The organism is Microbacterium sp., from assembly GCF_043427715.1.
Taxonomy (GTDB): domain Bacteria; phylum Actinomycetota; class Actinomycetes; order Actinomycetales; family Microbacteriaceae; genus Microbacterium.
This window is the reverse complement of record NZ_JBHWTD010000094.1, coordinates 1-11,031: the sequence shown is the minus strand read 5'-3', so window position 1 is coordinate 11,031 and position 11,031 is coordinate 1. Positions and strand designations below refer to the sequence as shown.

Sequence of the window (11,031 nt, the reverse complement as noted above, 5' to 3'; positions counted from 1 at the left end):
GGGCCGTCGCCACGACCGTCGAGACCTTCGGCGGGATCGACGCGGTGGTCAACAACGCCAGCGTCATCGACCTCTCCCGCTCGTCGGACCTGGCGGAGAAGAAGTACGACCTCATGCAGGACGTCAACGTCCGCGGCACCTTCATGCTCAGCCGCGCCGCGGTGCCGATCCTGAAGGATGCCGAGAACCCGCACATCCTGTCGCTGTCGCCGCCCCTGAACATCACGCCGCGCTGGCTCGGCGCCCACACCGGATACACGCTCGCGAAGTACGGCATGACGATGGCGACGCTCGGCATGGCGGCCGAGTTCGCCGACGACGGCATCGCGGCGAACACCCTGTGGCCCGAGACGACGATCGCGACGGCGGCCGTGCAGTTCGCGCTCGGCGGCGACCGCATGATGAAGGTCAGCCGCACGCCCGAGGTCTACGCCGACGCCGCGTACGAGGTGCTTCTCAAGCCGGCGCGCGAGTACACCGGTCAGGCCCTGATCGTGGAGGACGTGCTCCGGGATGCCGGTGTCACCGACTTCTCGGGCTATGCCGCCGTGCCCGGAACCCCCGACAGCGAACTCTTCCCCGACATCTTCCTCGACTGAGCGCTGCGCGGTGTTCCCGGATGCAAGGGATCCGCGCCGACACGCCGGATGACACGATCAGATGCCGGCGCGTCGCGCAGAATCCGTTGCATCCGCGTGCGGCAGGTCGCGATCTACCGGGCCGCGGCCCGGCGCCGGATAGCGTGAAGGGGTGATCGCCGAGCCTGCCGCATGCCAGAGCTGACCGCCCTCGCCTGGGTCGTGCTCGGTGTCGGGGCGCTCATCATCGGGCTCGCGAAGACGGCGTTGCCGGGTGCCGGGACGGTCGCCGCGGCATCCTTCGCGGCCGTGCTGCCCGCGAAGCAGTCGACCGGCACCATTCTGCTGCTGCTCATCGTCGGCGACATGTTCGCCCTCTGGATGTACCGGCAGCACGCCGAGTGGCGGTCGCTGCTGCGTCTCGCGCCGGCGGTCATCGCCGGGCTGCTGGTCGGCGTCGTGTTCATGGCCTTCGCCGACGACGACGGGGTGCGCCGCGTCATCGGCGTGATCCTGCTCGCCGTCGTGGCGGTGACGCTCTGGCGTCGACGCGCACGTCCGGATGCCGTCCCGAGCGGACGCGTCGCCGCCGTGACCTACGGCACCCTCGGCGGGTTCACCACGATGGTCGCCAACGCCGCGGGACCGGTGATGTCGATGTATTTCCTCGCCTCGCGCTTCGAGGTGAAGGCGTTCCTCGGCACCGCGGCCTGGTTCTTCGCGATCATCAACATCGCCAAGGTGCCGTTCTCGATCAGCCTCGGGCTCATCACCCCGACGGGCCTCCTCATCGACGCGATCCTCGTGCCGTTCGTCATCGTCGGGGCGTTCGGCGGACGCGCGATCGCATCCCGCATCCCGCAGCGGCTGTTCGACCGACTCGTCATCATCTTGACGATCGTCGGCGCGCTCTACCTGCTGCTCCCCATCCACTGAGCGGATGCCGCGCCGCGGCATCCGCTCGTGTCAGACGAGACCGAGCGAGACGAAGGCGTTCCAGACGCCGTCGTCGAGAACATCGGTCGTGACGTTGCCGGCGCGCTCCTTCAGAGCCGGGTCGGCGTTGCCCATGGCGATTGCCGTGCCGACGACGTCGAACATCTCGGCGTCGTTCCAGCTGTCGCCGATGCCGATCGCGTCGGCGGCATCCCGTCCGAGGATCTCCAGCACGCGGACGATCGCCGAGCCCTTGTTCGTGCCGCGCAGTCCGATCTCGCCGTTCGAGCCGCCCGGAAGGGGGATGCTGCCGGGGATCACGTGGAAGCGTTCGCCCAGATCGACCTGTGCGCGATCGACACTGTCGGAGCGCTTGCTGATGAAGGTGGTCTTCGCGACCTGGTCGAGGTCGACCTCGACCATCGGGCGGTAGGAGATGAGCGAGGCGACGTCGGGCATCGGCGTGCCGAGGCGTCGCGCGTCCTCTTCCATGCGGGCGCGGCGGCGGGCGAAGAACTCGTCGACCATCGTCCCGACGCCCGGGCTCGCGTACACGGCGTCGTTGGTCTGGAGGAAGTAGTCGATGTCCTCCGTGTCGAAGTAGGAGATCAGTCGGTCGGTGTCCTCGCGCGGCATCGGCTCGGCGAACAGCACTTCGTCGCCGCGCGTCGCGAAGGCGCCGCCGTTGGTGATCGCGCCGTCGAAGCCGATCTCGCGCACCTTCGGGTGGATGTCGCCGGCAGCCCGTCCCGTGCAGAGATAGACGAGGTGCCCGTTGGCCCGCGCGGTGCGGATCGCGGTCACCGTCGAGGGGGCGATCGCATCCCCGTGCTCCAGAATCGTGCCGTCGACGTCCAGGAAGGCGATGCGGGTCATGGTTCCATTCTCCCGGATGCCGCCGGGCCCCCGTTCCTGCCCGCGAGACATCGAGGGGCGGCCTCGGCGGGGGCGGGTCAGGCGAGTGGCTTGCGGAGGAAGACCTGCTCGGTGCCGCCGTCCTGCGGGATCCGCTCGGACTCGGTGTAGCCCTCGCGCTCGTAGAGGCGGAGGTTGGCCTCGCTCAGGGATCCGGTGAAGAGCTCGGCCTCGCGGGCCCCGGCATCCTTCCCGGCCTGCTCGGCGGCGGCCAGCAGCTGTGAGCCGATGCCGCGGCCCTGCTGATCGGGGGCGATCGCGATCCGCCCGATGAGCAGGAGATCCCCGTCGAGGCGGGCGCGCAGGGCCCCGACGATGCGGTGGCCGTCGACGGCGACGCGGCCCAGGTTCTCGACCAGCTCGGCCTCGAGCTCTTCGAGGGTCTGGGTGAGCGGGGGCATGTCGGTGCTGCCGTAGATCTGCGCCTCTTGCACGAAGGCGGCACGCTGAAGGGTCAGCACCTCGCCGGCGTCGGCGAGGGTGATGGGTCGGATCTCGATGTCGCTCACGGTGCCACGGTATCGGCGCGCCCGGCCGTCGCCCAGCCTGCTCCTCTACCCTTGACAACATGACTGAGTTCCCCTCCGCGCGCCCTGAGGGCATGTCCGCCGTGCGCACGACGAAGCCCCGGCAGGTGAAGCCTGCGACCGAGGGCTGGACTCAGCAGAAGGATGCCGAGGGTCGTCCCCTCCTGCAGTTCGCGAGCCCGAAGCGCGGCAAGCCCCCGGTGCACCTCGCCGACCTCTCGCACGAGCAGCGCCGCGAGAAGCTCACCGAGCTCGGCATGCCTGCCTTCCGCGCCGCGCAGCTGGAGAAGCACTACTTCCAGCACTACACCTCGGATGCCGCCGAGATGACCGATCTTCCGGCGGCGGGGCGCGAGGAGCTCGTCGAGGGCCTCCTGCCGAACCTCATGACCGAGGTGCGCCGGCTCGAGACCGACGGCGGCGACACCATCAAGTTCCTCTGGAAGCTGCACGACGGCGCCCTCGTCGAGTCGGTGCTCATGCGCTACACCGGCCGCATCACGCTGTGCGTGTCGAGCCAGGCCGGATGCGGCATGAACTGCCCGTTCTGCGCCACCGGTCAGGCCGGCCTCACCCGCAACATGTCGGCGGCTGAGATCGTCGACCAGGTGGTCCGCGCGAACCGGCTCATCGCCGACGGCGGCCTCGGCGACCCCCGCAGGGTCGGTCACAAGGACGAGCGCGTCACCAACATCGTCTTCATGGGCATGGGGGAGCCGCTGGCCAACTATGCCCGCGTCATGCAGGCCGTCCGCACCATGGTCGACAAGAGGCACGGCCTCGGGATGAGCGCCCGCGGCATCACCGTCTCGACCGTCGGCCTGGTGCCCGCGATCCGCAAGCTCAGCAACGAAGACATCCCGGTGACCTTCGCCCTCTCGCTGCACGCGCCCGACGACACGCTGCGCGACGAGCTCATCCCGGTGAACTCCCGCTGGAAGGTCGACGAGGCCCTCGATGCCGCGCGCGAGTACTTCGAGAAGACCGGTCGCCGCGTCTCGATCGAGTACGCCCTCATAAAAGACATGAACGATCACGCGTGGCGTGCCGACCTGCTGGCGACGAAGCTCAACGAGCGCGGTCGCGGCTGGGTGCACGTCAACCCGATCCCGCTGAACCCGACGCCCGGCTCCATCTGGACCTCGTCCGACGCCGACGTGCAGAACGAGTTCGTCCGCCGCCTCAACCAGGCCGGCATCCCGACGACCCTCCGCGACACCCGCGGCAAGGAGATCGACGGTGCCTGCGGTCAGCTGGTGGCAACAGAAGAGGACCAGGCGGCCGCCGCGGCATCCGCCTGATCCTCTTCGTGATGCTGAGGGATGCCGCGTGGCATCCCTCAGCTGTCAGCCGAGCCCGAGGGCCTTTGCGATCGCGGTGTAGGCCTGATAGACGCCGAGCACGACGAACAGCAGCGCGGTGATGCCGAGCGCGGTGTTGGAGTACCACTTGTTGCGGAACTCCCGCGGTACCCGATCGGTGTTGAGGATCGGCAACAGCGTGAGCGCGAGGAACGGCATGAACAGCGCGCCGAGGAAGCCGTAGAGCAGCACGAGGAAGATCGGCTGGTCGAGCAGCAGCAGCAGCATCGGCGGGAAGGTCAGCCACAGCAGGTAGACCTTGAACCACTTGCCGCCCGCCTGCGCGTCGGGGTGGTCCGATCCCTTGCCGGTGACGTTGCCCATGAAGTCGGCGAACATGAGCGAGACGCCGTTCCAGACGCCGAGCACCGATGAGAACCCGGCGGCCCAGAAGCCGATCAGGAACCACACGCCGATGAAGTCGCCGTAGCGCTCGCGCAGCACGACATCGAGTTCGAGCAGCCCCTGGTCGCCCGACGAGAGCGCGACGCCGGCGGCGCGCACGACCTCGGCGCCGACGATCAGCATGGCGATGACGAAGATGCCGGTGACGACGTAGGCCATCGTGTTGTCGATCCGCATCACCTTGAGGAACCGGGGTGCCGCCCACCCCTTCTCGCGGAGCCAGTAGCCGTAGGCCGCGAGCGTGATCGTGCCGCCGACGCCGCCCGCCAGGGCCAGGGTCGTGAAGATCCCGCCCTCGGGGATGAGCGGCACCAGGCCACGGATCGTGTCAAGGAAGTTCGGCGCTGCGACGACGGCGAGGATCACGATCGTGACGAACATCAGGCCGACGAGGACGGCGGTGATCTTCTCGAACACCTGGTACTTCGAGAACCACACCAGGGCGAAGCCGGCGAGACCGGTCACGACCGCCCAGAGCCACACCTGCCCGCCGAACGAGCCCTCGGGGAAGAGCGCGGCGATCGGCAGCGCCGTCGAACTCATGGCCGAGGCGCCGTAGACGAAGCCCCAGATGACGATGTACGGCGCGAAGTAGAAGATCGGCCAGCGGCCGAGGGAGCGCCACCCCTGGAAGATCGTCTTGCCGGTGGCCACGGTGTAACGGCCCGCGCCCTCCACCAGGACGATCTTGAGGATCACGCCGAGGACGACCGCCCACAGCAGCATGTAGCCGTAGTTCGATCCGGCGACGAGGGTGGCGACCATGTCGGCCGATCCGACACCCGTCGCGGCCACGACCAGGCCGGGGCCGATGACCTTCCAGCGGGGCTTTTCCGACGTGTCTGTACTCATCCAGTCCTCCTTGATCCGGAAACGGCTGGTCGCCACTTTAGGACAGCGCGTGTTTCGCGCCCGTGACGATGCTCACGTTCGGGGGTGGAGGAGGAGCGGCCCTCCTGCGGGACGCCGAGGGTGCGCCGGGCGGGATTAGCCTGGATGGATGGTCAACTATCGCTTCCTCGGCAACAGCGGCTTGAAGGTCTCCGAGCTCACGTACGGCAACTGGCTGACGCACGCATCGCAGGTGGAGAACGACGCCGCGATCGCCACCGTCCACAAAGCGCTCGATCTGGGCATCACCTCCTTCGACACGGCCGACACCTACGCCAACACCGCCGCCGAGGTCGTCCTCGGCGAGGCGCTGAAGGGCCAGCGTCGCGAGTCGCTCGAGGTCTTCACGAAGGTCTACTGGCCCATCGGGCCCAAGGGTCCGAACGACCACGGACTCTCCCGCAAGCACATCTTCGAAGGCATCAACGGCTCGCTGAAGCGCCTCGGCATGGACTACGTCGACCTGTTCCAGGCGCACCGCTACGACTACGAGACCCCGCTCGAGGAGACGATGCAGGCGTTCGCCGACGTCGTCCGACAGGGCAAGGCGCTGTACATCGGCGTCAGCGAGTGGACTGCCGAGCAGCTGCGCGCGGGTCACGCGCTGTCGAAGGAGCTCGGCTTCCAGCTCGTCTCGAACCAGCCGCAGTACTCCGCCCTGTGGCGGGTCATCGAGGGCAAGATCGTGCCGACCTCTGAGGAGCTCGGCATCTCGCAGATCGTCTGGTCGCCGCTGGCGCAGGGCGTGCTCACCGGCAAGTACGTGCCCGGCCAGCCGCTGCCGGAAGGCTCCCGGGCCACGGACGAGAAGGGCGGGTCGCAGATGATCTCCCGCTTCATGAACGACGACGTGCTCTCCGCCGTGCGGAAGCTGAAGCCGATCGCGGAGGAGGTCGGCGTCACGATGCCGCAGCTCGCACTCGCGTGGGTGCTCCACAACCCGAACATCGCCGCGGCCCTCGTCGGCGCATCGCGCCCCGAGCAGCTCGAGGACACCGTCAAGGCGTCCGGCATCGAGCTCGACGAGTCGACGTACACCGCGATCAACGAGGCTCTCGCCCCGGTGGCCGTCACCGACCCCGAGGAGACCTACTCGGTGTCGCCGAAGGCCCGCCTCATCTGAGAACCGCCATGGCTGCGACCAGCGCCGGCATCCTGCTCTACCGTCTTGACGGGAAGGGCGGGGTGTCGGCGTTCGTCGTCCACATGGGCGGACCGTACTGGGTCAAGAAGGAAACGGGCGCCTGGTCGATCCCGAAGGGCGAGTACGGGGAGGGCGAGCAGGCACTGGATGCCGCGCGGCGCGAGTTCCGCGAGGAGCTCGGCGTCGACGCCCCCGACGTCGACTACGCCGAGCTCGGCACGTTCGCCTACGGATCGGGCAAGCGCGTGACCGTCTTCGTCGCCGACGGCGACGGGTTCACGGCATCCGAGTTCACCTTCGGAGAGTTCGAGATGGAGTGGCCGCCCCGATCGGGGAGGACAGCGTCGTTCCCCGAGGTCGATCGGGCCGAGTGGATGCCGCTGGCGCGAGCGCGCGATCTCGTGGTCGCCGGGCAGCGGCCCGCGTTCGACCGGCTCGAGGAACTGCTCGCGGCGGCGCACTGACCCTCTTGCGACCTCGTCCGCCCAGGTCGACACTGGCGACGAGGAAAGGGGCCACGATGGCACACGGAGACATCACCCACACCGAGATCCCGGTGAGCGACATCGCGAAGGCAACCGAGTTCTACTCCGACCTGTTCGGGTGGAAGATCGCCGAGATGCCCGGCTACGAGGGCTATCCGATGTGGCAGAACCCGAACGGAGCCGGTGGAGGAGCGCTCACCGGCCGGGAGGAGGGCTTCACCCAGCCGCGGTCGGTCATCGAAGTCGACTCGATCGACGAGACCATCGCGAAAGCGGAGGCGCGCGGTGCGTCGGTGCTGATCCCGAAGGGCAACATCTCGGAGACCAGCTGGTGGGCCGTCATCCTCGATCCGGACGGCAACCAGATCGGCCTGTTCGAGGGCGAGATGGGCGGGTAATCAGCGTTTCTTCGAGGGTGCGGCGCTGACGTCGAGCTGCGGGTGCAGGCCGCCGAGCGACGACCACGCACTGGTCTTGCCCTGCGCGGCGTGCTCCGAGGCGCGGACCGCTCGCTCGTCGGCCCACTCGTTGAGCACATGGCCCCGGTGGCCGCGGACGTGCTCGAGGACCACAGGCGGCAGCCCGGCGGCCGCGCGGGCGTCGCGGGCGACGATGAGCTGCTCGAGGATGTCGACGTTCTTCGTCGGCGCGCCGGTCGAGGTCTTCCAGCCGCGTCGACGGTGCCCGTCCATCCACTTCTCGTACGTGTCGATGGCGTACTTCGAGTCCGCCTGCACGATGAGCTGGGCGACGTCGGCGTGGTCCTCGATCGCGTGGAGGAGGCCGAGGAGTTCGCCGATGTTGTTCGTGCCCTCGGGCAGCGAGCCGGCGGCCCAATGGCCGTCCTCGCCGACCCACGCCCAGCCGGTCGGCCCGGGGTTGCCCTTGCAGGCGCCATCGGTGGCCACGACATAACGGGACAAATCACTCACCCGTCCACGCTACCCGCGTCCAGGGAGCGGGCCGTGCCCGGCCTCAGGGCTGCAGCAGCACCTTCCCGACGCGTCCACAGGTCGTGGTTGTGGATCGGGGAGAGCAGCATGCGGACGGGCACCTCCTGAGGGCCGGGTTCGGGGTCGAGCACCTCGCGGAAGTCGCTGGATGTATACGCTCCGCGGGAAAAATGTCGGCGGCGATGCGGTGGATCGGCCTTTGTGTATACACTGACGTCACGGACTCGCCGAAGGAGGAAGCCATGCGCGCCAGTGATCGCGCCTATCGCACCCTCCTCGAGGAGATCCAGTCCGGTGACCTCGCACCCGGTGCCGTGCTCGCCGAGGTCGAGCAGGCCACGCGCCTCGGGGTGAGCCGCACGCCGCTTCGCGAAGCGCTCAGCCGCCTCGCCGCCGACGGCCTCGTCGAGCAGGCCTCCCCGCGCGTCACGGTCGTCGCCGACGTCGACGCCGACGACATCCGCGCCCTCTTCGCCGTTCGCCGCGCGCTCGAGGAGACCGCGGCGCGTCTGGCCGCAGGCCGGCCCGAGCGGGCGGTCTTCGCCGCGCTCGCAGCCGAGTTCGCCGCCGCCGAGCCGACCGGCCACGCCGACGACTACTACGCCCTCATCGCGCGGTTCGACGCCGCGCTCGACGAGGCCGTCGCCAACGAGTACCTCGCCTCGTCCCTGCGCATGATCCGCACCCACCTCGTGCGCGTGCGGCGCCTCGCCCGGGACAAGCCCCGACGCCTCACGGCATCCGTCGCCGAACACCGACTCATCGCCTCGGCGATCGCGGCCGGCGACGCTGATCTCGCGGCGCACGCCACCCACGTTCACCTGCACAACGCCCTGACCTCGATCCTCGACTCTCTGGAGGCCCCCTCATGACCGTCCTGCACCACGTGCGCGTCTACCGCAGCGAAGAGCCCCTGCCCCGCGAGGAGCAGCTCGCCTACAAGATCGCGCAGGTCGCCGCCGACCCCGTCGGCGTCGAGGCCGACGTCGTCGACATGATCATCAACCGCATCATCGACAACGCGTCGGTCGCCGCCGCCTCGCTCACCCGCGGGCCGATCTGCTCGGCGCGCGCGCAGGCGCTGTCGCACCCCGTCTCGACCGGCGGCGCCGGCGCGACCCTGTTCGGCGCGGCCAACGACGTCCGCACGAGCCCGGAGTGGGCGGCGTGGGCCAACGGCGTCGCCGTCCGCGAGCTCGACTACCACGACACCTTCCTCGCCGCCGAGTACTCGCACCCCGGCGACAACATCCCGCCGATCCTCGCCGTCGCCCAGCACGTCGGCGCCGACGGTGCGGCGCTCGTTCGCGGCATCGCGACGGGCTACGAGATCCAGATGGACCTCGTCCGCGCGATCTGCCTGCACAAGCACAAGATCGACCACGTCGCCCACATCGGCCCGTCCGCGGCGGCCGGCATCGGCACCCTGCTCGGCCTCGACGTCGACACGATCTACCAGGCCGTCGGCCAGGGCCTGCACACCACGACCGCCACCCGCCAGTCGCGCAAGGGCGAGATCTCGACGTGGAAGGCGCACGCCCCCGCCTTCGCCGGGAAGATGGCCGTCGAAGCCGTCGACCGCGCCATGCGCGGCCAGACCTCGCCGAGCCCCATCTACGAAGGCGAAGACGGCGTGATCGCCTGGATGCTCGACGGCAAGGCCGCGTCCTACGAGGTGCCGCTGCCCGCCGCCGGTGAGCCCAAGCGCGCGATCCTCGACTCGTACACGAAGGAGCACTCTGCCGAGTACCAGGCGCAGGCGTGGATCGACCTCGCCCGCAAGCTCGGCACCGAGCGCCCCGAGCTCCGCGACCCGAAGAACGTCGCGTCGATCGTGCTGCACACGAGCCACCACACGCACTACGTGATCGGCTCGGGTGCCGGCGACCCGCAGAAGTACGACCCCACGGCATCCCGCGAGACGCTTGACCACTCGATCCCGTACATCTTCGCGGTCGCGCTGCAGGACGGCGGCTGGCACCACGTCGACTCCTACACGCCCGAGCGTGCCGGTCGCCCCGACACGGTCGAGCTGTGGCGCAAGGTCACGACGGCCGAGGACGCTGAGTGGACCCGCCGCTACCACTCCGAGGACCCCGACGAGAAGGCCTTCGGCGGCCGCGTCGAGATCACACTGACTGACGGCACGACCGTCGTCGACGAGATCGCCGTCGCCGACGCCCACCCGCTCGGCGCGCGTCCCTTCGCCCGGGCCGACTACATCCGGAAGTTCCGTCTCCTTGCCGAGCCGGTGCTCGAGGCCGCCGAGATCGAGCGCTTCCTCGACCTCGTCCAGCGCCTCCCCGAGCTCACCGCCGATGAGGTGCGCGAGCTGGACATCGTTGCCAAGGCGGGCGTTCTTGAGGGCGCACCCGCCCCGAAGGGCCTGTTCTGATGCTGTACGCCACGACGCCCGCCGCGGAGAAGCGGCGGCTGTTCCGGGAGCGGCTCGCCTCGGGCGAGCTGCTCCGGTTCCCCGGCGCGTTCAACCCGCTGAGCGCCCGGCTCATCGAGCGGAAGGGCTTCGAGGGCGTCTACATCTCCGGCGCCGTCCTGTCGGCCGACCTCGGCCTGCCCGACATCGGCCTCACCACGCTCACCGAGGTCGCCGGGCGGGCGAAGCAGATCGCCCGCATGACCGACCTCCCCGCGATCGTCGACGCCGACACCGGCTTCGGCGAGCCGATGAACGTCGCGCGGACGATCCAGGAGCTCGAGGACGCCGGTCTTGCGGGAACGCACATTGAGGACCAGGTCAACCCGAAGCGCTGCGGCCACCTCGACGGCAAGGCCGTGGTCGACGAGGACACCGCGATCAAGCGCATCCGCGCCACAG

The 11,031-nt window shown here is 69.3% G+C and carries 13 protein-coding genes; 9 read left to right on the top strand and 4 right to left on the bottom strand.

Going from position 1 to position 11,031, the window contains the following annotated elements; genetic code table 11:
• Both ACHFGS_RS09625 and ACHFGS_RS09620 read left to right on the top strand, forming a co-directional pair.
• Nucleotides 1–599, top strand: a 599-nt coding sequence (locus ACHFGS_RS09625) for an SDR family oxidoreductase (protein ID WP_394289420.1), incomplete at its 5' end; no start/stop codon positions are given.
• Between the two features lie 171 nt (nt 600–770).
• The gene (locus tag ACHFGS_RS09620) at nt 771–1,514 is read left to right on the top strand and encodes a sulfite exporter TauE/SafE family protein (protein ID WP_394278927.1); all 744 of its coding nucleotides are present in this window, start codon (nt 771–773) and stop codon (nt 1,512–1,514) included.
• Between the two features lie 30 nt (nt 1,515–1,544).
• Here ACHFGS_RS09620 and ACHFGS_RS09615 read toward each other — a convergent pair whose 3' ends face one another.
• Together ACHFGS_RS09615 and ACHFGS_RS09610 are read right to left on the bottom strand one after the other, a co-directional pair.
• Complete coding sequence (locus ACHFGS_RS09615) at nt 1,545–2,390, bottom strand: Cof-type HAD-IIB family hydrolase (protein ID WP_394278926.1); 846 nt, start codon at nt 2,388–2,390, stop codon at nt 1,545–1,547.
• Between the two features lie 77 nt (nt 2,391–2,467).
• Nucleotides 2,468–2,938 carry a GNAT family N-acetyltransferase gene (locus ACHFGS_RS09610; protein WP_394278925.1) on the bottom strand — a complete coding sequence of 157 codons (471 nt, stop codon included), beginning with the start codon at nt 2,936–2,938 and terminating at the stop codon, nt 2,468–2,470.
• Between the two features lie 92 nt (nt 2,939–3,030).
• On the opposite strand from ACHFGS_RS09610, the gene rlmN reads away from it, so the two are divergent.
• A complete protein-coding gene (gene rlmN, locus ACHFGS_RS09605; protein WP_394278931.1) occupies nt 3,031–4,257 on the top strand; it encodes a 23S rRNA (adenine(2503)-C(2))-methyltransferase RlmN in 1,227 nt (408 codons plus the stop codon).
• Between the two features lie 45 nt (nt 4,258–4,302).
• On the opposite strand, the gene ACHFGS_RS09600 is transcribed toward rlmN, so the two are convergent.
• Nucleotides 4,303–5,574 (bottom strand): Nramp family divalent metal transporter, encoded by a 1,272-nt coding sequence (locus tag ACHFGS_RS09600; RefSeq protein ID WP_394278924.1) that lies wholly within the window; start codon nt 5,572–5,574, stop codon nt 4,303–4,305.
• A gap of 148 nt (nt 5,575–5,722) precedes the next feature.
• Between ACHFGS_RS09600 and ACHFGS_RS09595 the strand changes: the two genes are divergently transcribed.
• Genes ACHFGS_RS09595 through ACHFGS_RS09585 form a run of 3 tightly spaced genes read left to right on the top strand, consistent with a single transcriptional unit; the run spans nt 5,723 to nt 7,640 of the window.
• Entirely contained in the window at nt 5,723–6,736 is a 1,014-nt protein-coding gene (locus ACHFGS_RS09595; protein WP_394289419.1) for an aldo/keto reductase family protein, read from the top strand.
• An 8-nt stretch (nt 6,737–6,744) separates the two neighbouring features.
• A complete protein-coding gene (locus tag ACHFGS_RS09590) occupies nt 6,745–7,221 on the top strand; it encodes an NUDIX domain-containing protein (protein ID WP_394278922.1) in 477 nt (158 codons plus the stop codon).
• 56 nt (nt 7,222–7,277) lie between these two features.
• A complete protein-coding gene (locus tag ACHFGS_RS09585) occupies nt 7,278–7,640 on the top strand; it encodes a VOC family protein (RefSeq protein ID WP_394278921.1) in 363 nt (120 codons plus the stop codon).
• Here ACHFGS_RS09585 and ACHFGS_RS09580 read toward each other — a convergent pair whose 3' ends face one another.
• A complete protein-coding gene (locus tag ACHFGS_RS09580; protein ID WP_394278920.1) occupies nt 7,641–8,174 on the bottom strand; it encodes a ribonuclease H in 534 nt (177 codons plus the stop codon). It abuts the gene before it with no gap.
• 263 nt (nt 8,175–8,437) lie between these two features.
• Between ACHFGS_RS09580 and ACHFGS_RS09575 the strand changes: the two genes are divergently transcribed.
• The 3 genes from ACHFGS_RS09575 to ACHFGS_RS09565 all read left to right on the top strand — a co-directional run.
• Nucleotides 8,438–9,067, top strand: coding sequence for a GntR family transcriptional regulator (locus tag ACHFGS_RS09575; protein ID WP_394278919.1), 630 nt, complete (start codon nt 8,438–8,440; stop codon nt 9,065–9,067).
• Nucleotides 9,064–10,590, top strand: coding sequence for an MmgE/PrpD family protein (locus tag ACHFGS_RS09570; RefSeq protein WP_394278918.1), 1,527 nt, complete (start codon nt 9,064–9,066; stop codon nt 10,588–10,590). The genes ACHFGS_RS09575 and ACHFGS_RS09570 overlap by 4 nt, the downstream gene beginning before the upstream one ends.
• Nucleotides 10,590–11,031, top strand: a 442-nt coding sequence (locus ACHFGS_RS09565; protein WP_394289418.1) for an oxaloacetate decarboxylase, incomplete at its 3' end; no start/stop codon positions are given. The genes ACHFGS_RS09570 and ACHFGS_RS09565, both read left to right, overlap by 1 nt.